19 protein-coding genes and 1 tRNA gene are annotated in these 23239 nt (G+C 66.7%); 9 read left to right on the top strand and 11 right to left on the bottom strand.

Features of this window, described 5'->3' with window-relative positions:
* Positions 1-231, bottom strand: a 231-nt coding sequence (locus AKN83_RS39265) for an IS630 transposase-related protein (protein ID WP_206600832.1), incomplete at its 3' end; no start/stop codon positions are given.
* A gap of 62 nt (positions 232-293) precedes the next feature.
* The gene (ggt, locus tag AKN83_RS37915; protein ID WP_050406170.1) at positions 294-2039 is read right to left on the bottom strand and encodes a gamma-glutamyltransferase; all 1746 of its coding nucleotides are present in this window, start codon (positions 2037-2039) and stop codon (positions 294-296) included.
* Positions 2040-2164: 125 nt separating this feature from the next.
* On the opposite strand from ggt, the gene AKN83_RS37910 reads away from it, so the two are divergent.
* Positions 2165-3544: an MFS transporter gene (locus AKN83_RS37910; protein ID WP_157113768.1), complete on the top strand. Its 1380-nt coding sequence runs from the start codon at positions 2165-2167 to the stop codon at positions 3542-3544.
* A 121-nt stretch (positions 3545-3665) separates the two neighbouring features.
* Here the strand turns inward: AKN83_RS37910 and purH are convergent, their stop codons facing one another.
* From purH to AKN83_RS37895, 3 genes are all read right to left on the bottom strand, one after another.
* A complete protein-coding gene (purH, locus tag AKN83_RS37905; RefSeq protein WP_050406169.1) occupies positions 3666-5258 on the bottom strand; it encodes a bifunctional phosphoribosylaminoimidazolecarboxamide formyltransferase/IMP cyclohydrolase in 1593 nt (530 codons plus the stop codon).
* Positions 5259-5343: 85 nt separating this feature from the next.
* Positions 5344-7095 (bottom strand): heparinase II/III family protein, encoded by a 1752-nt coding sequence (locus AKN83_RS37900; RefSeq protein WP_050406168.1) that lies wholly within the window; start codon positions 7093-7095, stop codon positions 5344-5346.
* Positions 7096-7232: 137 nt separating this feature from the next.
* The gene (locus tag AKN83_RS37895; RefSeq protein ID WP_050406167.1) at positions 7233-8579 is read right to left on the bottom strand and encodes an RsmB/NOP family class I SAM-dependent RNA methyltransferase; all 1347 of its coding nucleotides are present in this window, start codon (positions 8577-8579) and stop codon (positions 7233-7235) included.
* A gap of 199 nt (positions 8580-8778) precedes the next feature.
* Here AKN83_RS37895 and AKN83_RS37890 point away from each other — a divergent pair, with 199 nt between their 5' ends.
* Both AKN83_RS37890 and AKN83_RS37885 read left to right on the top strand, forming a co-directional pair.
* Positions 8779-9000 (top strand): DUF1674 domain-containing protein, encoded by a 222-nt coding sequence (locus AKN83_RS37890; protein WP_050406166.1) that lies wholly within the window; start codon positions 8779-8781, stop codon positions 8998-9000.
* A gap of 154 nt (positions 9001-9154) precedes the next feature.
* A complete protein-coding gene (locus tag AKN83_RS37885; protein ID WP_050406165.1) occupies positions 9155-9664 on the top strand; it encodes a thermonuclease family protein in 510 nt (169 codons plus the stop codon).
* A 90-nt stretch (positions 9665-9754) separates the two neighbouring features.
* Here AKN83_RS37885 and AKN83_RS37880 read toward each other — a convergent pair whose 3' ends face one another.
* Both AKN83_RS37880 and acs read right to left on the bottom strand, forming a co-directional pair.
* Positions 9755-10270 (bottom strand): L,D-transpeptidase, encoded by a 516-nt coding sequence (locus AKN83_RS37880; protein WP_050406164.1) that lies wholly within the window; start codon positions 10268-10270, stop codon positions 9755-9757.
* 366 nt (positions 10271-10636) lie between these two features.
* Positions 10637-12577, bottom strand: coding sequence for an acetate--CoA ligase (gene acs / locus AKN83_RS37875; RefSeq protein WP_050406171.1), 1941 nt, complete (start codon positions 12575-12577; stop codon positions 10637-10639).
* Between the two features lie 866 nt (positions 12578-13443).
* Between acs and AKN83_RS37870 the strand changes: the two genes are divergently transcribed.
* Positions 13444-14622, top strand: a complete 1179-nt coding sequence (locus tag AKN83_RS37870; protein ID WP_050406163.1) for a DNA topoisomerase IB — start codon at positions 13444-13446, stop codon at positions 14620-14622.
* Positions 14623-14782: 160 nt separating this feature from the next.
* On the opposite strand, the gene AKN83_RS37865 is transcribed toward AKN83_RS37870, so the two are convergent.
* The 4 genes from AKN83_RS37865 to tsaD form a co-directional block, all read right to left on the bottom strand.
* Positions 14783-15196, bottom strand: coding sequence for an EVE domain-containing protein (locus AKN83_RS37865; protein ID WP_050406162.1), 414 nt, complete (start codon positions 15194-15196; stop codon positions 14783-14785).
* Between the two features lie 86 nt (positions 15197-15282).
* Entirely contained in the window at positions 15283-16395 is a 1113-nt protein-coding gene (locus tag AKN83_RS37860; RefSeq protein ID WP_050406161.1) for an alpha/beta hydrolase, read from the bottom strand.
* Between the two features lie 117 nt (positions 16396-16512).
* The gene (locus tag AKN83_RS37855; protein ID WP_050406160.1) at positions 16513-17490 is read right to left on the bottom strand and encodes an NAD(P)H-dependent glycerol-3-phosphate dehydrogenase; all 978 of its coding nucleotides are present in this window, start codon (positions 17488-17490) and stop codon (positions 16513-16515) included.
* Positions 17491-17503: 13 nt separating this feature from the next.
* Positions 17504-18577 (bottom strand): tRNA (adenosine(37)-N6)-threonylcarbamoyltransferase complex transferase subunit TsaD, encoded by a 1074-nt coding sequence (gene tsaD, locus AKN83_RS37850; RefSeq protein WP_050406159.1) that lies wholly within the window; start codon positions 18575-18577, stop codon positions 17504-17506.
* A 172-nt stretch (positions 18578-18749) separates the two neighbouring features.
* Here tsaD and AKN83_RS37845 point away from each other — a divergent pair, with 172 nt between their 5' ends.
* The 5 genes from AKN83_RS37845 to AKN83_RS37825 form a co-directional block, all read left to right on the top strand.
* Positions 18750-19478, top strand: coding sequence for a uroporphyrinogen-III synthase (locus AKN83_RS37845; protein WP_050406158.1), 729 nt, complete (start codon positions 18750-18752; stop codon positions 19476-19478).
* A 121-nt stretch (positions 19479-19599) separates the two neighbouring features.
* Positions 19600-20871: a COG4223 family protein gene (locus tag AKN83_RS37840; protein WP_050406157.1), complete on the top strand. Its 1272-nt coding sequence runs from the start codon at positions 19600-19602 to the stop codon at positions 20869-20871.
* Positions 20872-20891: 20 nt separating this feature from the next.
* Positions 20892-22667 carry a heme biosynthesis protein HemY gene (locus AKN83_RS37835; protein WP_063695755.1) on the top strand — a complete coding sequence of 592 codons (1776 nt, stop codon included), beginning with the start codon at positions 20892-20894 and terminating at the stop codon, positions 22665-22667.
* Positions 22668-22775: 108 nt separating this feature from the next.
* Positions 22776-22851: transfer RNA gene (locus AKN83_RS37830), tRNA-Thr, on the top strand.
* A gap of 182 nt (positions 22852-23033) precedes the next feature.
* Positions 23034-23239, top strand: a 206-nt coding sequence (locus tag AKN83_RS37825) for an IS630 transposase-related protein (protein WP_157113767.1), incomplete at its 3' end; no start/stop codon positions are given.

The following is a 23239-nucleotide window of genomic DNA, read 5'->3' as shown; positions in this document are numbered from 1 at the left end:
GTCGCGTTCGGAAGACAGCGCGTAGGGACGATTGCCGCCCATCTGCCGCGCCGCCGCGCTTCCGGTCGCGCGAAACCGCTGCGACCACTTCACCACGCTCGCAACACTGACCTTGAAGGTGGCAGCCACCGACCGGCAGCTCTCTCCCGCCGCTACCGCGGCAACAACGCGCTCGCGCAAATCAAGAGAATAGGCCCGTCCCATCAGATGCTGGCCTCCTCCAGCCAGCATCTTGAATCAGAACCCCGCTGATTTGGGAATCCCCAATCGATTCAGACCAAAACGATCACGCTCTAGTACCCCGCGGCCTCCGAGCCGCGGGTGCGTGGATCGGGCGCGCCGAGCAGACCGCTGGTCGTGACGACGATCGAGTTCGCGGAGGAGTAGCCGAGCGGTTCGACCGGCTTGTGGCCCTTGGCGCGCAGCTCGGCGAGCACCTCGTCGGGAAACCCTTTCTCGATCCGGACCTCGTCGGGCAGCCATTGATGGTGCATGCGGGGTGCGGCGACCGCGGCCGCGATGTCCATCCTGTAGTCGATCACGTCGACGATGATCTGCGTCACCGCGGAGATGATGCGGCTGCCGCCGGGCGATCCCGTCACCAGCACCGGCTTGCCGCCCTTCAGCACGATGGTCGGCGACATCGACGACAGCGGGCGCTTGCCGGGTCCCGGCAGATTGGCCTCGAAGCCGACCAGGCCGAACGCATTGGAGGCGCCGGGCGCCGCAGTGAAATCGTCGAGTTCGTTGTTGAGCAGCACGCCGGTGCCGTCGGCGACGAGGCCGACGCCGTAGGGGAAGTTCAGCGTGTAGGTGTTGCTGACGGCGTTGCCGGCGGCGTCGACCACCGAATAATGCGTGGTGTTGTCGCCCTCACGCGGCTGTCTGGCGTTGCGCACATCGGTCCAGGGCGTGGCGCGGGCGAGATCGATGGTGGCGCGCTGCTTCGCGGCATAGTCCTTGTCGATCAAGAGCTGGGTCGGCGCGTCGACGAAGGCGGGATCGCCGAGATAGCGGGCGCGATCGGCATAGGCCCGCTTCATCGCCTCGATCATGACATGCAGCGAGGCGGCCGAGCCCTGCTTCATGTCCGACATCGGAAAGCCCTCGAGGATATTGAGGATCTCCAGCAGCACGACACCGCCGGAGGAAGGCTGCGGCATCGAGACGATGTCGTAGCCGCGATAGGTGCCGCGGATCGGCGTGCGGATCACCGGCCGGTAGGCTTTGAGATCTTCCAGCGTGAAGATGCCGCCGGCATTCTTGATCCCGCTGACAAGCTTCTCGGCGACCACGCCTTCGTAGAAGCCGCGCGGTCCCTGTTCGGCGATCGCGGTCAGCACGCCGGCGAGATCGCCCTGGATCAGGCGGTCGCCTTCATGCAGCGGCGTGCCGTCGGCATGTGAGAACGTCTTGGCGGAGTTCGGCCAGCGCGACATGCGGCGATACATGTCCGCCAGCGTATCCGACGTATCGTCGGTGACGATGAAGCCGTCGCGGGCGAGATCGATCGCTGGCTTGAGGATCTGCGCCAGCGTGAACTTGCCGGAGCCGTATTTCTCCAGCGCCAGCGCGAGGCCCGCGACCGTGCCGGGCACGCCGATCGCGAGGGCTGAGTTGCGCGACTTGTCGGGATCGGGCTTGCCGTCGGCGTTCAGGAACATGTCGCGGGTCGCGGCCTGCGGCGCCGTTTCGCGATAGTCGATTGCGACGTCTTCATTGCGGCCGGCGAGATGGATCACCATGAAACCGCCGCCGCCGATATTGCCGGCGCGCGGATAGGTCACCGCCATCGCAAAGCCGGTGGCGACCGCGGCGTCGACTGCGTTGCCGCCTTGCCGCAGGATGTCGGTGCCGACCCGCGCCGCCAGCTTCTCCTGCGCCACCACCATGCCGTGTTCGGCGCGGATGCTTTGAAGCGTGTTGGTGGCCGAGGGCTCGTAAGCGCGCCGCTGCACCTGGCCGAGGGCCGGTGTCGCGATGCCGATCATCAGGAGAGCGGCAAACAGCCGTCGCGACATCGTTGCCGTCAGCGCCATCGAAATGTCCTGCCCTGTTCATCGCCGTATCAGCAAACCGGCCCATGCTATATGGGAACGGATTGAAGCGGCAAAAGCGTGCCTGTGGTTCGGTTTGGAGAATATCTTTCACGATGACGACAACAATGCAGACGGGCACCGGACATGCGAGGACCTCCACCACGATCTATCCTGACCGCGCCGCCGTCATCAGCTGGATCTTCTTCGACTGGGCCGCGCAGCCCTATTTCACGCTGATCACGACCTTCGTGTTCGCGCCGTATTTCGCCAGCTTCGTCGCTTCAGATGCCGCGAGCGGGCAGGCGCTGTGGGGCTTTGCCACCGCGGCCGCAGGCCTTGCGATCGCGTTGCTGTCGCCGGTGCTGGGTGCGATCGCCGACGCCAGCGGCCGGCGCAAGCCGTGGATCGCCGTGTTCGGCGCGCTGCTGGTGATCGGCGCGAGCGCGATGTGGATCGGCACGCCGGGCACTCCCGACATCATCCCCGCGCTGCTGCTCGCCTACGCGATCGCCAGCGTCGGCGTCGAGTTCGCGACCGTCTTCAACAATGCGATGATGCCGACCCTGGTGCCGCCGGACCGGATCGGGCGCCTGTCCGGCACCGGCTGGGCCACCGGCTATGTCGGCGGCATCCTTAGTCTCATTCTCGTGCTCGGTTTCCTCGCCGCCAACGCCGAGACCGGCAAGACGCTGTTCGGCTTCACGCCGCTGTTCGGTCTCGATCCCACCATGCATGAAGGCGATCGCATCACCGGGCCGTTGACCGGGCTGTGGTTCATCATCTTCGTGACGCCGATGTTCCTGTTCACGCCGGACTATCCGGCGAAACGCCCGATGCGCGCGGCGCTCGGCGAGGGCCTGCGCGAGCTCAGGGAATCCTTGGCGAGCCTGCCGAAGCAGAAGTCGCTGGCGCGGTTTCTGCTGGCCAACATGATCTACACCGACGGGCTGGTCTCGCTGTTCGCGTTCGGCGGCATTTATGCCGCCGGTACGTTCGGCTGGGACACCATCCGGATCGGCACCTTCGGCATTATCCTGGCGGTCGCCGGCACCTTCGGCGGCTGGCTCGGCGGCAAGCTCGACGACGCGCTCGGGCCGAAGCGCGTGATCACCGGCAGCCTCGTGATCCTGCTGTTTGCGATCGTCGTGATCCTCACCGTGAACAAGGATTCCATCCTGTTCATCCCGGTTGCGCCCCCGATGCCTGGCGGTCCGTTGTTCGCGGGCGCCGCCGAGCGCGCATATATCGTGCTGGGCTGCCTGATCGGCGCCACCGGCGCGCCATTGCAGGCGGCCTCGCGCTCGCTGCTGATCCGCCTCGCGCCGAAGGACCGCATCGCGCAGTATTTCGGCTTGTTCGCGCTGACCGGAAAGGTGACGTCCTTCATCGGCCCGCTGCTGATCGGCGCGATCACGGCTGCGACCGCAAGCCAGAAGGCCGGCATGGCCGTGCTGGTGGGGTTCTTCGTGGTGGGATTGGCGTTGCTGGCGAAGGTGCGCGAATAACAACCGCTGTCGTCCCGGCCATGCCCCGTAGCCCGGATGCAGCGAAGCGCAATCCGGGGTCTTTGGTCCGCGGAGAAACCGCCCCGGATTACGCTGCGCTCTATCCGGGCTACGGGTCCAATTAATGCCTGAAATGCCGGACGCCGGTGAACACCATGGCGATGCCGTGCTCGTCGGCGGCCTTGATCACTTCATCATCGCGCATCGAGCCGCCAGGCTGGATCACCGCTGTGGCGCCGGCCTCGATGCAGGCGAGCATGCCGTCGGCGAACGGGAAGAACGCATCGGAGGCGACCACTGAGCCCTTGGTCAGCGGCTCGGCGAGCTTCAGCTCGGCCGCCGCATCCAGCGCCTTGCGCGCGGCGATCCGCGCCGAATCCACCCGGCTCATCTGGCCGGCGCCGATGCCGACGGTGGCGAGGTCCTTGGCATAGATGATGGTGTTCGACTTGACGTGCTTGGCGACGCGGAAGGCGAATTTGAGGTCGCGCAGTTCGGCGTCGGTCGGCGCGCGCTTGGTCGCGACCTTCAGGTTCATGTCCTCGACGACGGCATTGTCGCGGCTCTGCACCAGCAGGCCGCCGGCAACGGTCTTGGCGGTGAGGCCGGCTGCGCGCGCGTTCGGCAGGCCGCCTGCGAGCAGCAGGCGCAGATTGCGCCGGCCGGCGATGATCGAGATCGCCTCTTCGGTCGCGTCGGGCGCGATGATCACTTCGGTGAAGATGCCGATGATGGCGCGCGCGGCGTCCGCATCGAGCGTGCGGTTGACCGCGATGATGCCGCCATAGGCCGAGGTCGAGTCGCAGGCCAGCGCGCGGGCGTAGGCGGTGGCAAGATCCGGACCCTCGGCGACGCCGCAGGGGTTGGCGTGCTTGACGATCACGCAGGCCGCGGTGCGCTGCGGATCGAATTCGCCGACGCATTCATAGGCCGCATCGGTGTCGTTGATGTTGTTGTAGGACAGTTCCTTGCCCTGTAGCTGGCGTGCGGTCGCAACGCCCGGCCGCTTCTCCGGCGTCGCATAGAACGCCGCGGTCTGGTGCGGGTTCTCGCCATAGCGCAGCGACTGGATCAGCCGGCCGCCGAAGGCGCGGTAGTCCGGCGCCTTGGTGTCGAGCTGCACGGCGAACCAGTTCGAGATCGCGGCATCATATGCCGCGGTGCGCGCATAGGCCTTGGCGGCGAGCCGGCGGCGCAGGCCGAGCGAGGTCGCGCCCTTGTGCGCGGCGAGTTCATCGAGCACCGATTGATAGTCGTTCGCTTCGACCACCACGGCGACGTCGTCATGGTTCTTGGCCGCGGCGCGGATCATCGCGGGGCCGCCGATGTCGATGTTCTCGATGCACTCCTCGAAGCCGGCGCCTTTGTCGACGGTGGCCTCGAACGGATAGAGGTTGACGACCAGAAGATCGATCGGCGCGATGCCGTGCGAGGCCATCGCGGATGCGTGTTCCTTGTTGTCGCGGATCGCGAGCAGACCGCCATGCACCTTCGGATGCAGCGTCTTGACCCGGCCGTCCATCATCTCCGGAAAACCGGTGAGCTCGGAGACGTCCCTGACCTTCAGCCCGGCCGCCGCGATCGCCTTGGCAGTGCCTCCGGTCGAGACCAGCTCGACGCCATGGTCGGACAACGCCTTGGCGAAGTCGATCAGTCCGGTCTTGTCGGAAACGGACAACAGAGCGCGGGTCACGCGGCGAAGCTGCTCGGTCATATCGGAAAATCCCTGGCTGTTAAGGCAGCCGGGTAGCACGGTTTTTCGGGGTTCGGAACCGTGAAGGGCCGGTTTGGCCACAAATTTACAGCGGCAGTTCGGGCTCGCGGCGGGCGTTGCGGCGGGCGTTGGTGGCGGTGGCCGAGGTCGAGGAGCGCACGAAGCTCCAGCGGATGGTGGCGGCCTGCCTGGCGTCCTGCCGGATCACGATCTGGGAGGTGCGGCGCGGGCCGTCATTGCCGGCCAGGAACACGCTGTCCTCGAGGTCGACCTTGTCGTCCATCGCCTCGAAGGTCCAGACGTCGCGGTTGGGCAGCACCAGCATCACGCCGCGGGCGTCCGACAGCCGGCTCGCCTTCACCGAGGGGTGCAGGTGGAAGCGCAGCGCGAAATCGGCCTCGCTGCCCTTGATGCGACCGCCGGGTGCCGGCGTCAGCTGGTCCTCGCCCTCGAGGCGGGTGCCGTCCTGGGAGACCATCAGCACGCGGCGGTGGATTACGCCGAAGCGCGAGAGATAGCCGTCGTGCGAGGCGGTCAGCACGTCGCCGCCGGGAACCGCTTCGCGGTAGCTCTCGACATTGCTCGGGCCGCTGGTGACCGGCGCGCCGCGGAGCAGCCGCTTCATCGCCGACAGCTCGACGAACTGGCACGACGAGGTGTCGCGATAGGTCAGCGTCGAATGCGCCGCGGTGGAGCGCGCGAACGGCCGCCAATTGTCGCGCCCGGTGTTCGGCATGCCGCAGTTGACGACGATGCGGCTCACGCCGGAGGAGAGCTCGAACGACAGGCAGCCGGCATGCGCATCCTGGCTGACGCTGGCCGGCGGCGGCGGTCCGGTGTCGATGATCAGGGTGGTGTTGCCGGCATCGAGCCGCTGGAAACCGGTGTGCGGCATGCTCGCCATCGGTACGCCGCGGGTGTCGTCATAGGCGAGCAGTGTTGCGACCAGATCGGAGGGCGCGGTCGACATGCCGTTGAACAATGCGAAGCTGCCGTCGCCGTGCCGGAAGAAGCGCAGCATCGGCATCATGCGGTCGATGGCGTTGAGCAGCGCCGGCGGCGGCGCGATGTTCCGTGCGGCAAAGGTCTGCCGCAGCGGCAAGAGATCGCTGAGCAGTTCGACCAGCGCGCCGGGGTTGCGCGAGATGTGGCCGCCGTCAGGCAGGATCTGGCGCTGCAATTCGTCCGACAATTTGCGCGTGGCGGATTTGATGTTTCGCGCCTGGTTGGCGAGGCAGAGCGAGGCGTAGCACAGCGCGATCAACGCCTGCAGGCGCGGCACGCCGTCATTGTCGAGCGTCGAATGGCGCAGATAGCGGATCTCGCGCGCCAGTCCGCGCAGATATTTGCGGTAGAATTTTCCGTCGGTGTCGCCGAGCACCAACGGGGCCTGCGACAGCAGCGAGATCACCCGGCGCGCGCGCACATCGGCGCGCCGCTCCAGCGGCCGCTTGCGGGCCTGGTTGGAGATCCAGTCGTCGACCAGCGAGCGGGCATTGGCGCGGGTCAGCGCAGTGTCGGCGGCGCGCAGATGGCGCAGCCAGCCGAAGCCGAGCAGCGCGGCCTCCCAATCCTCCGACGGCGGCTCGAGATCGAAGATCGAGCGGCCGTGGCAGGTGACGATCTTGCCGGCGAACACGAATCGCCCGGCATAGATCTCGGCCGCGCGGGTGGCGTCGGCGGTCCTGAGGTCGTGCGGCGCGATGATCAGCCGGTCGGTACGGCCGGGCCAGAGCCGCGACAGCGCGACCGTGCTCCCGCTGGCGCGCGCGATCATGCTGCGGGCGAAGCGGCCAGCAATCAGCGTCGAGATGCGTCTGCTTTGAGCGACCGACACGCCTAACCTTGCGGGGAGGGAATTTTCAACGAATCCTTATTTAATCCGGAAACGCGGCCAAGACACCCTCTTGATATCCGAGACATCCTCTTGATACCGCGCGAATCACTTCGAGCTTAGAGGACTGAAGTTTAAAATCAGGATTTGACGAGCCGGGCGGCGTAAAAGCCGTCCAGCCCGCCCAGCCGCGGGTCGGCGTTGGGCAAATGGCTGGGCAGGGTGCGCAGATCGCCGTCGGCGGTGATGATATCGTCGAGGCCGGCGACCTCGTCCTTCTCGACCGGCGCACGGCGCAGGCCTGATTCGCTCGCCAGCAGCGCGGCAATCGCGTGCTCGCCTTCCTCCGGCTCCAGCGAACAGGTGCAATAGACCAGCGTACCGCCGGGCTTCAGCAGATGGACGGACTTCTGCAACAGTCGCTTCTGTAACGCCGACAGCGCGGCGATGTCGCCTTCCTGGCGCAGCCAGGCGACATCGGGATGGCGGCGGATGGTTCCCGTCGACGTGCAGGGCGCATCGACCAGGATACCGTCGAAGCTTGCGGCCTCGGCGGGCCATTCGGCGGCGTCGGCTACGACGGTCTCGGCTTGCAGCGCCAGCCGCGTGAGATTGTCGCGCAGCCGCGCCACCCGCGCCGGCGAGCGGTCGACCGCGGTGACCTGTGCACCGGCCTGCGCGAGCTGGGCGGTCTTCCCGCCGGGTGCCGCACAGAGATCAGCGATCCGCTTGTCCCTGATGTCGCCGAACAGCCGCGCCGGCAACGCAGCGGCGGCGTCCTGCACCCACCAATGGCCCTCGGCAAAGCCCGGCAGCATCGTGACGGAACCCTGCAGCAGGGTACGCACGGTTCCTGTCGGCAGGATCTCGCCATGCAGGCGGCTCGCCCATTGCGGCGCGTCGGACTTCACCGTGAGATCGAGCGACGGCTCGTGGCCGAGCGCCAGCGCCATCTCGCGCGCGGTGGCTTCACCGTAATGCGCGTTCCAGCGCGCCAGCATCCATGGCGGCAGGTCCAGCGTCTGCGTGCTGATCTCGTCGATCAGGCCCTGGCCCTCGCGCGCGCAGCGACGCAGCACGGCGTTGACCAGCCCTGCATACTTTGCCGCGCGCCGGTCCGACTGCACCAGCCGCACCGAGAGATCGACCGCGGCATGGTCAGGCACGTCCATCCAGAGGATCTGCGCGGCGCCGATCAGCAGCGCGCTCTGCGCACGCGGCGCATCGGTCGGCACGCCGCGGTCGAGCAGCCGCGACAGCAGATGGCCGAGCGTTCCGAGCTTGCGCAGGATCGTCGACACCAGCCGGCGCATCAGCGCGCGGTCGCGATCGGCCAGCGATTTCAGGCCGGGATGCGCGCCGGCGCCGTCGAGCTGATCGTCGAGCGTGCGGCGCTTGTGCAGCACGCCATCGAGGATGTCGGCCGCGATACGGCGCGCTGCGAGACCGGGGACTTCGGCAGGAACTGCAAATCTTGAAGGAGGCATGGAGCGGAGATATCTCGAGGTGCTGAGTTACGTTCGGCTCATGCCATCAACTCGAAAACACCACTGGCATGCGAATATGCCAAATGTAAGAATCGTCTTGCGGAATTCGTGATCGTGATGTCGTCACTGAGCCAGGTCAGAGATACGAAATTCGCGGGCAGAAAGTTTTGCCGAGAAACGTTTGCCAAGAAGGCTTGCCATGTCTGAGAAGTCGCCACCTCCGCCGGAACCCGCGCCGCGCAAGCCGCTGACGCCGGCCGCGCAGCGCGCGCTCGCGGAGGCCGCGGCGCGGCGCAAGGCGGCCGAGGAGCTCGCCGCGAAGGATGCGGCCGCGCGGCCGAAGGAATTCCAGGGCCCGAAGGGGCCGGAACCGACGCGTTACGGCGATTGGGAGACCAAGGGCATCGCCTCGGACTTCTGAGAGTGTTGCCTGAGGGCTCGACTCAAGCCAGTCTGGGAATATGTCCCCATACGAGAGAATAAATCCTTATCGTGGGACGGGACGTCCGCCCTTCCGCCGCTCACCTCCACGTAGGTCGATTTGGGGCCGCCGCGTCTCGGCGGCACTGCCTTGGGTGTTCGTGCTCGGCATCGCCGTCGGCAGCACATTGCCGATCCGCCAATATGTGCCGCAATGGATGCCCTTGCCGTCGCACTGGTCGTTGAACCGGTCGCGCGATGCCGAAATGATCCGGCAGCGTGGCGGCACGCCCGACGCGCGGCATGCCGTCGATGTCGTCAGGACGATCGATGGCGATACGTTCGAGGCGCGGGTGCATCTCGCGCCGGGCCCCGATCTGTATACGCGGGTCCGGCTGCGCGGCATCGATGCGCCGGAGCTGAAGGCGTCCTGTGCGCGTGAGTTGCAAATGGCGCAAGCGGCGACGGTGGCGCTGCGCGATCTGCTCGGCGAGGGCGATGTCGCGATCTACAATATCGGTCCCGACAAATATCAGGGTCGCGTCGTCGCCGACGTCGCGACCAGGAAGACTGACAATGTCTCGGCGGCGCTGCTCGCGGCCGGTCATGCGCGCGCCTATAATGGCGGGCACCGCTTCGGCTGGTGCGGAAGTTTTATGCGCTGAGTAACAGCGTCACGGCCGTGCCCGCGCTGGACAAGCGAACAAAAAGCCGCGCAGTTGCGCGGCTTTTCGTTCGGCGAAGCTCGTGCGCGATCAGCGGGTGACGACAACAGTCGTGCCGACCGAGACGCGCGAGTAGAGGTCGGTGATATCGGTGTTCAGCATGCGGATGCAGCCGTAGGAGACGAAGCCGCCGACCGAGCCTGGCACGTTGGTGCCGTGGATCGCATATTCGCCGCCGGCCAGCGTCATCGCGGCGACGCCCATCGGGTTGCGCGGCGAGCCGCCGGCGATCACGTCCGGGATGCTCGGCTTGTCGCGCTTGACCTCGGCGGGCGGCGACCAGGCCGGGTTGCGATACTTGCCGTCGATCTTGGTGGTGCCGGCCCATTGCTTGCCGGATTTGCCGACGCCGACCGGGTAACGCATCGCGTGGCCGGAATCGAGAATGAGATAGAGCCGCCGCTCGTTGGTCCTCACCACGATGGTGCCCGGCTCGTAATTGTCGGCGTGGATTCCGACCATTTCCGGCCGGGCTTCGGCCGTCTGCGACGCCAGGGCAACAGCACCGAGGGTGGCAGCGAACGCCACCGCAAACTTCATCGACATCAACCTCTCCACTTCCCAACAGCTCCGGCAAGGGAGCCAAAAACGAAGATGCAGAGCCCTGAAAAAACCGGGCCCGCCGGTCTCACGCACGCAATATTAACCGCGTGTCTTAACCGGGTGGTTTCACACCGGCCGCGAGACACGTCCTGATGGCGCGCAGAAAAGGAAAAGTTCGGATTAAAGTAAATGACCTGAAAACAACACTCGGCCACAAACGCGCCGCAATGGCGCCGCGCCTCTGACAATCCCGTGAAAGGGCTGTCCAGAGCCGTCTTCGAGTGCAGCGGACGCGGCTCGCGTGCAGAAAAAAGGCCGCGGCGGTGATCGCGCGCGGCCCTACAAGGTCTCGATATTGGCGTTGCCGGATTACTTCTTGTTCTGCCGGTTCTGCACGAGATCGTCGACCACGGCGGGATCGGCCAGGGTCGAGGTGTCGCCGAGGCTGGACGGTTCGTCCTCGGCGATCTTGCGCAGGATGCGGCGCATGATCTTGCCGGAGCGCGTCTTCGGCAGGCCGGGCGCGAACTGGATCAGGTCCGGCGAGGCGATCGGGCCGATGTCCTTGCGGACCCAGGCAACGAGTTCCTTGCGCAAGGCCTCGGTCGGCTCGGTGCCCTTCATCAAGGTGACATAGGCGTAGATGCCCTGGCCCTTGATGTCGTGCGGGTAGCCGACCACGGCGGCTTCCGACACCGCCTCATGCGCAACCAGCGAGCTCTCGACCTCGGCGGTGCCCATGCGGTGACCGGAGACGTTGATGACGTCGTCGACGCGGCCGGTGATCCAGTAATAGCCGTCGGCATCGCGCCGGCAGCCGTCGCCGGTGAAGTACTTGCCCTTGTAGGTCGAGAAATAGGTCTGCTCGAACCGCGCATGGTCGCCATAGACCGTGCGCATCTGGCCCGGCCATGACTTGGCGATGCAGAGATTGCCCGAGGTCTCGCCCTCCAGCGTCTTGCCGTCGGCGTCGACGATCTCAGGCACCACGCCGAAGAACGGCCGCGTCGCCGATCCCGGCTTCAGCTTGGTGGCGCCGGGCAGCGGCGTGATCAGGATGCCGCCGGTCTCGGTCTGCCACCAGGTATCGACGATCGGGCAGCGGTCGTCGCCGACCACGCGGTGGTACCACTCCCAGGCTTCGGGATTGATCGGTTCGCCGACCGAGCCGAGCAGGCGCAGCGATTTGCGCGAGGTCTTCTTCACCGGCTCGTCGCCGCCTTGCATCAGCGCGCGGATCGCGGTCGGTGCGGTGTAAAAGATGTTAACCTTGTGCTTGTCGACCACGTTCCAGAAGCGCGAATTGTCCGGGTAGTTCGGCACGCCCTCGAACATCAGCGTGGTCGCGCCGTTGGCGAGCGGCCCGTAGAGGATGTAGCTGTGGCCGGTGACCCAGCCGACGTCGGCGGTACACCAATAGATGTCGCCGTCGTGATAGTCGAACACGTATTGATGCGTCATCGACGCGAACACGAGATAGCCGGCGGAGGTGTGCAGCACGCCCTTCGGCGTGCCGGTCGAGCCCGAGGTGTAGAGGATGAACAGCGGGTCCTCGGCATGCATGTGCTCGGCCGGACATTCCGTCGTCACCATCTCGGCGGCCTCGTGATACCAGAGGTCGCGGGTCGGGTTCATGTCAACAGCACCGCCGGTGCGCTTCACCACCACGACCCAATCGACGCCGCCGGTTTTGGCGATCGCCGCATCGACATTGGCCTTCAGCGGCACCTTCTTGCCGCCGCGCAGGCCCTCGTCGGCGGTGATGACCACCTTGGAGTCGCAATCCTTGATGCGCTGGGCGAGGCTGTCCGGCGAGAAGCCGCCGAACACGACAGAGTGGATCGCACCGATCCGCGCGCAGGCCAGCATGGCGTAGGCCGCTTCCGGAATCATCGGCAGATAGATCGTGACACGGTCGCCCTTCTTGACGTTCCGCGTGCGCAGGATGTTGGCCATCCTGCAGACTTCGTCGTGCAGCTGGCGGTAGGTGATGTGCTTGGATTCGGAGGGGTCGTCGCCCTCCCAGATGATCGCGGTCTGGTCGCCGCGCTTCTCGAGATGGCGGTCGATGCAGTTCCAGGCGACGTTCAGCACGCCGTCCTCGAACCATTTGATCGAGATGTTGCCGGGCGCGAAGGAGACGTTCTCGACCTCGGTGTAGGGCTTGATCCAGTCGACCCGCTTGCCGTGCTCGCCCCAGAAGCCGTTGGGGTCCTTGACCGAGTGCGCGTACATCTCGCGATATTTGGCGTCGTTGACATAAGCGCGCTTGGCCCAGTCGGCCGACACGTCATAGATCTTCTCGGACATCGCTTTCCTCCACACATTGCCGATCGCAAACGACGCGACGGCAAGCCTTTTTGATTCAAAGCCGTCTTGATCATTGCCGCGATTATGCGTTGCCGCATTCCGGCCCGGCAAGGAAAAAGGACTGTCACTTTCGTCGCGCTGAAGCGGCCAAGCATTCCGCCGGCCGCCTCGTCTGATCGGGCGGTTTACCGCGCCTCGTTGACGAGTGAAACCTATGCTTCATCGCGTGCTCGAGGTCACTGGTCTCTTGGTCGTAGTGGTATCGTTCTCTGCTCCGCTTGCCGGGCTCTCACGCCGTCGGCGCGGACGGTGGCTGTCGCGAAAGAGTTGCCGACCGCGATCCGCCTGATGCCGAGATGGGAAAGCCTCAAAGCCATGTTCAGGCGCGAGTTGAGGCCGACTGCGACCCGACGCCTCGACGTCAATTCTGCTGGATCACCAGCAGCGCATTCGGAAGAACAATCGCAGGGCCGCCGCGGCGATCTGCGCCGACGATTTCGCCCGAACCGCCTGTGCGCCTCGATCGCCAGGAGGGCCGGGTCGATCGTGAGAGGGCCATCCGGACTTGGCGCGAAACGGCACCGTCCCTGACCTGTCTGCTTTGGCCGGGTCGTGCCGGTCGCGCTCAAAACCCGGTTCCCAAGCCGGACTCCCGCCATTTTGACCGATCCGGGAGGGGCCGAAATCAAGGTTATCGGGCGAATGACACCCATGAAAGGTATTTAGAAACCTCCGACAACCGATTCGCGACTCGCAATGTCGGCCCTGACGCCCTAAATCGCGAAACCGAGGCCGAGTGGCCAACCGGAACCAAGCCCGAAGCACGGCATTACCGGGAGAACAGCGGAACAAGGCGTCTTGGAAGTATGATGGATCAGCAGAACATCGCGGCTGTGCGGCCCATGTCCGCCGATCCCGCTGTCGCCCTGGCTAAGGCGCTGGGCCAATGGCCCAAGCAGCCGCAGGCAAAGCTGCCGTCGCCCCGGGCAAAGCTCAAGCTTGACGCGTCCGTTGCCATCAAGACCTCCGTCGAGGATCTGGCGCGCGATCTCGGCCTGCGGCTCGGTGACCAGAACGAGCTGACCATCCGCCGCATCAAGCGTGGCAAGAATTATTCATTCGTTCGCGCCAATGGCTCGCGCGTTCGGGATGCCCGTACGATCCGCCGGCTGCACGCCATGGCGATGCCGCCGGCCTATCGCCAGGTCCGCTACTCCACCGATCCGAATACGCATTTGCAGGCGGTTGGCCTCGATGCCGCGGGCCGCTTGCAATACCGCTATCACGCCGACTGGGAGAAGGTCCGCGAGCAGCGCAAGGCGCATCGCCTTGCCAAGCTCGTCGCCGCGCTGCCGAAGATCCGGCGCAAGGTGTCGGCGTTCCTGTCCGGCGACGAGCCGACGCGCGAGTTCGCGCTGTCGGCGGTGATCGAGCTGATCGCGCGCACCGCGATCCGGCCCGGCAACGAATCCTATGCCCGCCTCAACGGCACCCGCGGCGCCACCACGCTTTTGAAGTCCAACGTCACGCTGGAAGACGATTCGCTGGTGCTCACCTTCAAGGCCAAGGGCGGCAAGGCCGTGCGCAAGGAATGCGACGCGGCCAAGCTGGTGCGTGCGATCGGCATTCTGCGCGCTGTTCCGGGCAAGCGCATGTTCCAGTACTACGACCGCTCCGGCGTCGTCCGCGCCGCCTCGACCACGGCGGTGAACGCGTTCCTGCGCGAGCTCGCTGGCATCAAGATCTCGCTGAAGGATTTCCGCACCCTGATGGCCTCGGCGGTCGTCGTCGAGTCGCTGTCGCGGATCACGCCGGCGGCCAGCCAGCGCGGCCGCAAGCGCCAGGTGCTGGACGCGATCCGCGCCGCCGCCGACCAGCTCTCCAACACGCCGGCGATCTGCCGCAGGAGCTACGTCCACGACACCATCGTCACGGCCTTCGAGGACGGCATCCTCGAACGCTTCGCCGCGACGATGGGCGGTTACCGCACCCAGTCCAAGCGCGAGCAATTGCTGGCGCAGGTGGTGATGGCGGCGGGGGCGTAAGCGCCGCCGCAAACTCCGCCGTCGTCCCGGCGAAGGCCTGGACCCGTTAACCCACATGTTGATTGTTGAAGCGAACTGGGGCCACAGCGCGCTCCAACAATGCGCGCCTGTGATATGGGTCCGGCCTGCGCCGGGACGACGGTAGAATTTGCTTGGGTCGCTACAGCCCGCCCATCTTGCAGACGTACTTCCATTCTTCCGCGGTCACCGGCTGCACCGAGAGGCGCGAATATTTCACCAGCGCCATGTCGGCGAGCTTCTTGTCGGCCTTGATCGCGGCCATCGTCACCGGGCTCTTCAGCGGCTTGTCGGCCTTGATGTCGACGCAGACGAACTTGCCGGTCTTGTCGGTCGGATCGGGATAGGCTTCCTTGACGATCTCCGCGATGCCGACGATCTCCTTGCCCTCGTTGGAATGATAGAAGAACGCCTTGTCGCCCTTCTTCATGTTGACGAGGTTCTGCCGCGCCGTGAAGTTGCGCACGCCGGTCCAGGCTTCGCCCTTCGCGCCCTTGGCGACCTGCTGGTCCCATGACCAGACCGACGGCTCGGATTTCACCAGCCAGTAATTCATCGCAGCTCACCCCGTTCGATTGCGCTGCAATCTATAACCAGGCAGATGCCCGCGACAAGCGTGGGCATCTGGCCGTCCTGCCATGCTTACTGCTTCAGATATCGATCGAAGAATTTGGCGATGTCGGTGAAGGCTTCCTTGGTTTCAGGTGCGTCGATGTTCATCTGGTACTGCGCGTGGGATTGCCCCTCATAGACATTGAGATCGGCGATCACGCCGGCGCGGCGCAATTTGCGGTGCGTGCGAACCGTGTTGCTGAGGAACAGGTCGCGCGTGCCCGATGTCAGGATGGTCGGCGGAAAGCCCTTGAAGTCACCGTAGATCGGCGAGATGTAGGGATTCTTCAGGCTGGTCCCGTTGGCGTAGAGCTTGGCCGCACGGCCGAGCCAGCCGTCCCAGGTCACCAGCACATTGTCGACCCACTCATTGCTCGCGTAGCTGTCGCCGATCTTGTCGATGTCGGACCACGGCGTGCCCGGCGCGATCGCGGCCGGCAGCGGCAGCTTCTCGTCCCTCGCCCGCAGCACCATCGCAAGGGTCATCGCGCCGCCGGTCGAGGTGCCGAAGATCGCCAGCCGGTGACGCTCGTGCGATTTCAGGACTTCCTTCCAGACCGCCATCGCGTCGTCCATCGCGGCCGGATACGGGAAGTCCGGCGGCATCCGGTAGTCGACCGAGATCACCTTGTAGCCGCCGAAGCCCGCCATCATGATGGCTTCCGGCAACGCGGCTTCGCCGGGGCCGAACACGTAGCCGCCGCCATGGACATGGATCAGCAGACGCCGCCGGTTCTCGAGCGCGATCTTGTTCGGCGTCGCGACGTAGCAATGCACGCCGGCAATTTTGGTCTCTTCGACCTTGACGCCGAGCTTCGCCTTCATCGCGGGGATATTCGCGATGGCCCCCTTGGCGCGGCGGTCGATCAACTCCTTCCATTCCGCCGGGGTCTTCGGGTCGGCGTTGAAATGCGGCGGATAGGGCGCGCCGATCATCGCCTGCATCTCCGGAGAGACGTCACTTGAGGGATTGCCGATCGATTTGAGCGGGGCGACCCGCTTGCCGTCCTCGGCGTTGGCCGCAGCCTCGCTCCTGGCGAGGTCGTCGTAGGACGTTGCGGTTTGCGCGTGGACTATAGCGGATGAAGCGGTGAGGGCGACGGCAAGGCCGATCGCAAGGATGGCGCGTTGCGGTTGACGCATGGTCTTTTCCTTGGGATCCGTTGTTCGATTTGTTCGACCGGGATCCGACGGTTCGCCGTAACGCTATTACGATGTACGCGGATCGTGAAGCTCAGCCATCTGCGCCCGTGGTCTGCGTTACTCGGCCTTGAACGGTCGCGTCAGCAGGCCTTCGATCGCGGCATCGATGGTTAGCCGATCGCCGAGGATCGCCGCGACCGCGTTTGATACCGGCATGTCGACCTTCTGCGCGGCGGCGAGTTCGCACAGCACCGGCGCGGTGAACGCGCCTTCGGCGAGCTTGCCGACCGGCGCCGCTTCGCCGCGACCGAGCGCGAGGCCGAGCGCGAAATTGCGCGATTGCGCGGTGGAGCAGCTGAGCAGGAGATCGCCCAATCCGGACAGGCCGGCGAGGGTCTCGGCGCGCGCGCCGCAGGCGCGGCCCAGCCGTGCGAGCTCGCTGAAGCCGCGCGTGGTCAGCGCGGCGAGCGCGGAGGCGCCGAGATTCCTGCCGACCACGATGCCGGCGGCGATCGCCAGCACGTTCTTGGCCGCGCCGCCGATCTCGACGCCGCGCACGTCGGTGGTGTGATAGGGCCGGAAGGTCGCCGAGCCGAGCGCCTGCACGAGCGCGCCCGCCAGCGCTTCGTCCCTGGTGGCCAACGTCACCGCCGTCGGCAATCCGCGCGCCACGTCGTCGGCAAAGCTCGGTCCCGACAGGATCGCTGGCACGGCGCGCGGTGCTGCTTCGGCGATCACCTCGGTCATGAATTTGTGGGTGCCGTGCTCGATGCCCTTGGCGCAGGCGATGACGGGCGTCTCGGGTTTGAGGTACGGTGCAAGATGACTGACCGCCGCGCGCAGATGCTGCGCCGGCGTCACGGCGAGAACGATGTCGGCGCGCGCGGCGCCGGCGATATCCGACGTCACCGCGATGCCGGGCTGAAGCTGGACGCCGGCCAGCCGCGGATTGATCCGCGTCGTCTGGATCCGCGCGGCATGCTCGGCATTGCGGGCATACAGCGTCACCTTGCGTCCGGCGCGCGCTGCGACCTCGGCCAATGCCGTGCCCCAGGCGCCGGCACCGATCACGCTGACTGACATATCCGCGGGCATCGCGACCCCTGGCTCAATATCCGGCGCGGCTGTTGGCGTGGCCGGCCGGCGCCTTGGCATTGGCATCGAGCAGCCAGCGCGCGCGCGGCGGCGCTTCCAGCGTGTCGGTCAGCCCGAGCGCCATCCGCTCGGCGCCGGCCCAGGCGATCATCGCGCCATTGTCGGTGCAGAGCGCCGGGGGCGGGATGATCAGCGTGGTCTGCGCTGTCGCCGCGACATCCTGCAGCGCGCTGCGGATCGCATGGTTGGCGGCGACACCGCCGGCCGCGACCAGCGCGCGCGGCGTGCCGAACCGCTCCTCGAACAACCGCAAGCCGACGGTCAGCCGGTCCGCGGTCGCTTCCAGCACCGCGGCCTGGAAGCTTGCGCAGAGGTCGCTGATGTCCTGCGGCTCGAGCGGCTCCAGCCGGCTCGCTTCATTGCGCACCGCGGTCTTCAATCCGGACAGCGAGAAGTTCGCATCGGGACGGCCGAGCATCGGGCGCGGAAACGCGAACCGCGTCGGGTCGCCGCCGGCCGCTGCGCGCTCGACTTGCGGTCCGCCGGGATAGGGCAGCGACAGCATCTTCGCCACCTTGTCGAACGCCTCGCCCATCGCGTCGTCGACGGTGGTGCCGAGCCGGACATATTCGCCGACGCCGACCACGGCGACGATCTGGGTGTGGCCGCCCGAGGCGAGGAACAGGCAATAGGGAAACGCCAGCGCGCAGGTCAGCCGCGGCGTCAGCGCGTGCGCCTCGAGATGGTTGACCGCGATCAGCGGCGTGTCGTGCACCATCGCGATCGCCTTGGCGGTAGTGAGGCCGACGATCACACCGCCGATGAGGCCAGGACCGGCCGCGGCCGCGACCGCCGACAATTGTCCGTAGCCGACACCGGCCTCCTTCATGGCGGAGGCGACGATCCCGTCGAGCAGGTCGACATGGGCGCGCGCCGCGATCTCCGGCACCACGCCACCGAAGCGGGCGTGCTCGTCGGTCTGCGAGCGCACGACGTTGGAGAGGATCCTAGCCTGCCCGTCAGCCTGGCGCTCGACCACGGCGGCTGCGGTTTCATCGCAGGTGGTCTCGATTCCCAGCACCAGCATCGGTGGTTCGTGTCCCAAATTCGGCCCTTGTGCTACCAGCATGATCCAGTCAGGCCGGAACCGGTTTCCGGCGAGGTCATGTTCATCAAAGTGCCCCTCCGGGGTAGCATTGCGAGGTCTCAAAGTGCAATCGGTCGGCAAGGCCCAATTCGCAAGGCGGGAGCCCTGAGGCGTGACCATCCTTGTCACACGACCGCATCCGGACAATGAAGCGACACTCGCGACGCTGCGCCAACGCGGCTTTGAGGCCCTCGCGGCACCGGTGCTGCGCTTCGAGCCGTTACCGTTTCATGACGACGATGCGGATTACGACGCGGTCATCCTGACCAGCGCCAACGCGCCACGCGCCATCGATCTCGCCGGCAGCCGGCTGTTGCGGCTGCCGCTGTTCGCGGTCGGCGCGCACACCGCCGACGCCGCGCGCGCCGCGGGCTTCGACAACGTGATGGTGGCCAAGGGCGATGCGGTGAGCTTGCGCGATCTCGTGCTGGCGCGGGTCGAGGCCGGCGAACTTTCGCCGTCGGCCACGCTGCTTTATCTCGCCGGCGCCGACCTGTCGCGCGATCTGGCGGGCGAGCTCGGCGAAAGGGGGCTGGCCGTCATCACCCACACCACCTACCGGATGGCGCCGGTCGTCGCCCTCCCTAGGGAGGTCAGCGACGCCTTCCTGGCGAACCGGATCAGTGCGGTGCTGCATTATTCCCGCCGCAGCGCGCAGGCGTTCCTGGACGCGATACGGGCCGACGGAATCGAGATTTCCGCGCTTGCCCTGCCGCAATGCTGCATCTCGGCGGCGGTCGCCGCGGTGCTCCATGATGCCGGCGCGACCAAGGTGGTGGTGGCGGCGCGGCCGGACGAAGACGCGCTGCTGGAGGCGCTCGGCCGTGCCCTGCGGCCGTGACCGCAATTAATTCTTTCGTCTGACCATGATGTTAGGCAATGCTCCGTTTTTAGGATCGTGCTCTAAGAACGCCGGCCGATTCTGCTACAATGTGCGGCCAGTAGTTTTGAGGACCCTCGCGATGGCTGAAGAAAGGCCCGACGACCCAGGACCTTCGCCGGATTCCCGGCCCAAGCGCGCGCCGCCGACCATCGATCTTCGGGCGACCGAGATCTCCAGCGAGCCGCAAAGGACCGAGGGGAGCGCGGAAGCCGGCAAAGATACCGAAAAGGGTAGCGAAAAGGATACCGACAAGGCGGCGGAAGCGTCGGCGCCCGAGGCGGAGCCGCATCCGGATCCTGCTCCCCACCCGGAGCCGCACCCCGAGGCTGCATCCGCGGCGTCCGGTGCGGAACCGTCGCGGCCAGTGTCGCCCTGGGTGGTGGCGCCGATATCGGGCGCGGTCGCGGCGGCGCTGGTGATCGGGGTTGGCTGGCTGCTCGGCTGGCCCGCAGTGCAGCCTGTGTCCGCGCCGCCGCCCGGTGCCGTAACATTGGATGAGCTCGGTACGCGCCTCGCCGCGCTCGAGTCAAAGCCGAGCAAGCCGCTCGCCGCGGCCGCCGATCCCGCGGCAACCGCGCGGCTGGAGGCGCTCGACAAATCGATCGCGGCACTGCGCACCGAGATTGCGGCGACGCGGGCGCAATCCGACAAGCTCGTCGCCGCCGTCAATGAGGCGACGGCCGCGCCGCGCGATGGCGCGGCTGGGCCTGATATCTCCGGTATCACGGCGCGCATCGACAAGGTCGAGGGCGCGGTGAAGGCGCAGGGTGCCGCGATCGCAAGGCAAGACAGCAAGATCGCCGACAGCAAGGCCGAGGCGAAGGCAGATGACGTGCCGCTGCGCCGCGTGGTCGCTGCAGCGTTGCTCGACGTCGCGGTTCGTCACGGCGATCCCTATGCTTCGGCGCTCGAGGCCGCGAAAGCGATCACCGACAATCCCGACCTGCTGAAGCCGCTCGATGTGTTTGCGGCGTCAGGCGTGCCGACCCCGAATCATCTGTGCCGCGAGCTGATCGAGATCGTGCCGCAACTCGCGCCGCCGCCGCCGGAAGCCGCGGCAGCCAGCGCCGGGCTGGTCGATCGTCTGCAGGCCGGCGCGTCCAAGCTGATCCGCATCGAGCGGACCGACGGCACCGGGACCGATCGCGGCAGCATCGTCGCGCGCGTGACATCGGCCGCCGTCCATAATGATCTTGCATTGACCGAACGTGAACTGAAGTCGTTGCCGCCGGCGGATCGCACCGCGGCGCAAGCCTGGCTCGCCAAGGTGGACGCGCGCCGCGCCGCGCTCGACGCGTCGCGCAAATTTGCCGACAACGCCATGGCGGCGCTCGCCACGGTCAACCAGTAAGTCCTTGCAATGGGTTCGCGATGATCCGGATCATTCTGTTCCTGCTGCTGATCGCCCTCGCCGCAGCGGGTGCGGCCTGGCTGGCCGATCAGCCCGGCGATCTCGTGCTGAACTGGGGCGGTCTGCGCCTGACGTCCAAGCAGCCGATGTACCTGCTCGGCCTCCTCATCGTCGTCGCGATGGTTGCCGGCGTGATCCTGCGCGGCCTGTGGAAGATCCCCTCGCACATCCGCCGCGGCCGGCGTGAGCGGCGCCACGCGCGCGGCCGTCACGCCATCACGCAAGGCCTGCTCGCGATCGGGCACGGCGATTCGTCGGCGGCGCGGGCGCATGCAGAAGTGGCACGGCGCCACGCCGGAGGCGATCCGCTGGCGTTGCTGCTGCACGCGCAATCGGCGCAGCTCGACGGCGATCGCGACGGCGCGCAGCGCGCCTTCCGCGCCATGGCCGAGCGCCCCGACACGCGGCTGCTCGGCTTGCGCGGCCTGTTCATCGAGGCGCAGCGCGCCGACGATCCGGTCGCGGCCGTGATGATTGCCGAGGAAGCGCTGAAAATGTCGCCGTCCTCGTCCTGGGCGTCGCATGCGGTGCTCGGCTTCTGCTGCGCCAAGGGCGATTGGGCTGGTGCGCTGTCGATCATCGACAACAACCAGGCCGCAGGCCTGATCGACAAGGCGACCTATCGGCGCCAACGCGGCGTGCTGCTGACGGCGCGTGCGCTGGAGTTCGAGAGCGTCGATCGGGATTTGTCTCGCGCGAGCGCGATGGAGGCGCTCAAGCTTGCGCCGACGCTGATCCCGGCCGCGGTGCTGGCGGCCAAATTCGAGAGCGAGGCGCATCAGGTGCGCCGTGCGATGCGCATCGTCGAGACGGCGTGGCTGGCGCAGCCGCATCCCGATCTCGCCGATGCCTATTCGCATGTGCGGCTCGGCGATTCCGCGCGCCAGCGCCTGGTGCGCGTCGAGACCTTGGCGGCGAAAACGCCCGGCCATATCGAGGGCGCGCTGGCGATCGCCCGCGCTGCGATCGATGCGTCGGAATTCGCCAAAGCGCGCGCGGCGCTGGAGCCGTTCATCGCGGCGCCGACGCAGCGCGTCGCGCTGCTGATGGCGGAGATCGAGCGCACCGAACATGGCGACAGCGGCCGGGCGCGGGCCTGGACCCTGCGCGCCGTGCGCGCGTTGCACGATCCGGTGTGGACCGCCGACGGCTATGTCTCCGACCGCTGGCGTCCGGTGTCGCCGGTCACCGGCCGTCTCGATGCCTTCCAGTGGCAGACCCCGGTGGCGGCACTGCCGTCCGACAAGGGCCATGCGATCGAGCCCTCGCCGTTCGAGGAGGCGATGCTGGCGCCGCGCCGGGTCGAGCCGCCAAAGGAGGTGGCCAGCGAGCCGGTGGCCGCCAAACCGGCCGAGCCCGTCGAGGCGATCAAGCCTGTCGAAGTGAAACCGTTGGACCCGGCCACGCCGCCCTTGCAGGACAACGCCCCGCTGCCGGCGGCCATCGAGGCAGACCCGGCCCCAGCGCCGGTTCAGGCTGAGCCTGCCCCGCCGGAGCCCGCTCCGCCGCCAGCCGCCGAGCCGGCCGCCCAGGCGCCCGCCCCCCTGTTTCGGCCGAGGGCCGACCTGCCCAAGGCCGCGCCGGCGCCGATTCCGGCCGTGATCCCGATCGTCCGGGCCCCCGACGACCCCGGGGTCGACGAGGACGGCCCGGTCGACGAGTTTGCGGAACAAATCGGCCCGCCCAAGGCCCAGACCGGCGGCTGGCGCGGATTTCTGTCACGTTTGGGAAGCTAATTCGGGGTTAGGTAACGGCCGTGCGGTTAAATAACCGCAGCTTCTTGCCAATCGGGGTCATGCCCGATATCAGGTGGCGCGAATGATCCAGCCGTCGCCGAACGGTTCGCCGCAATAGCTCAGTTGGTAGAGCACGTCATTCGTAATGACGGGGTCGGGGGTTCGAGTCCCTCTTGCGGCACCAGCGCTCATATTGTCCAGCCCGGAGACATAGGTAACAGGTCGTACCTGAGACATCAGTGATAACTTCGATTTCGATCGAGGCCTCGCTCGCTAGAGCGTGATCGTTTTGGTCTGAATCGATTGGGGATTCCCAAATCAGCGGGGTTCTGATTCAAGATGCTGGCTGGAGGAGGCCAGCATCTGATGGGACGGGCCTATTCTCTTGATTTGCGCGAGCGCGTTGTTGCCGCGGTAGCGGCGGGAGAGAGCTGCCGGTCGGTGGCTGCCACCTTCAAGGTCAGTGTTGCGAGCGTGGTGAAGTGGTCGCAGCGGTTTCGCGCGACCGGAAGCGCGGCGGCGCGGCAGATGGGCGGCAATCGTCCCTACGCGCTGTCTTCCGAAACGCGACT

It is taken from the genome of Bradyrhizobium embrapense, assembly GCF_001189235.2.
Classification (GTDB): Bacteria; Pseudomonadota; Alphaproteobacteria; order Rhizobiales; family Xanthobacteraceae; genus Bradyrhizobium; species Bradyrhizobium embrapense.
Note: the sequence above shows the minus strand (reverse complement) of the source record. Positions and strands in the feature narration are given on the sequence as shown.

Coding starts and splice junctions, on each gene's coding strand:
- AKN83_RS37870 (WP_050406163.1), top strand. CDS start 13,444: ATGATGGATCAGCAGAACATCGCGGCTGTGCGGCCCATGTCCGCCGAT.
- AKN83_RS37855 (WP_050406160.1), bottom strand. CDS start 17,490: ATGCCCGCGGATATGTCAGTCAGCGTGATCGGTGCCGGCGCCTGGGGC.
- AKN83_RS37865 (WP_050406162.1), bottom strand. CDS start 15,196: ATGAATTACTGGCTGGTGAAATCCGAGCCGTCGGTCTGGTCATGGGAC.
- AKN83_RS37840 (WP_050406157.1), top strand. CDS start 19,600: ATGGCTGAAGAAAGGCCCGACGACCCAGGACCTTCGCCGGATTCCCGG.
- tsaD (WP_050406159.1), bottom strand. CDS start 18,577: ATGCTGGTGCTGGGAATCGAGACCACCTGCGATGAAACCGCAGCCGCC.
- AKN83_RS37910 (WP_157113768.1), top strand. CDS start 2,165: ATGCAGACGGGCACCGGACATGCGAGGACCTCCACCACGATCTATCCT.
- ggt (WP_050406170.1), bottom strand. CDS start 2,039: ATGGCGCTGACGGCAACGATGTCGCGACGGCTGTTTGCCGCTCTCCTG.
- AKN83_RS37880 (WP_050406164.1), bottom strand. CDS start 10,270: ATGTCGATGAAGTTTGCGGTGGCGTTCGCTGCCACCCTCGGTGCTGTT.
- AKN83_RS37890 (WP_050406166.1), top strand. CDS start 8,779: ATGTCTGAGAAGTCGCCACCTCCGCCGGAACCCGCGCCGCGCAAGCCG.
- AKN83_RS37895 (WP_050406167.1), bottom strand. CDS start 8,579: ATGCCTCCTTCAAGATTTGCAGTTCCTGCCGAAGTCCCCGGTCTCGCA.
- AKN83_RS37860 (WP_050406161.1), bottom strand. CDS start 16,395: ATGCGTCAACCGCAACGCGCCATCCTTGCGATCGGCCTTGCCGTCGCC.
- acs (WP_050406171.1), bottom strand. CDS start 12,577: ATGTCCGAGAAGATCTATGACGTGTCGGCCGACTGGGCCAAGCGCGCT.
- AKN83_RS37835 (WP_063695755.1), top strand. CDS start 20,892: ATGATCCGGATCATTCTGTTCCTGCTGCTGATCGCCCTCGCCGCAGCG.
- purH (WP_050406169.1), bottom strand. CDS start 5,258: ATGACCGAGCAGCTTCGCCGCGTGACCCGCGCTCTGTTGTCCGTTTCC.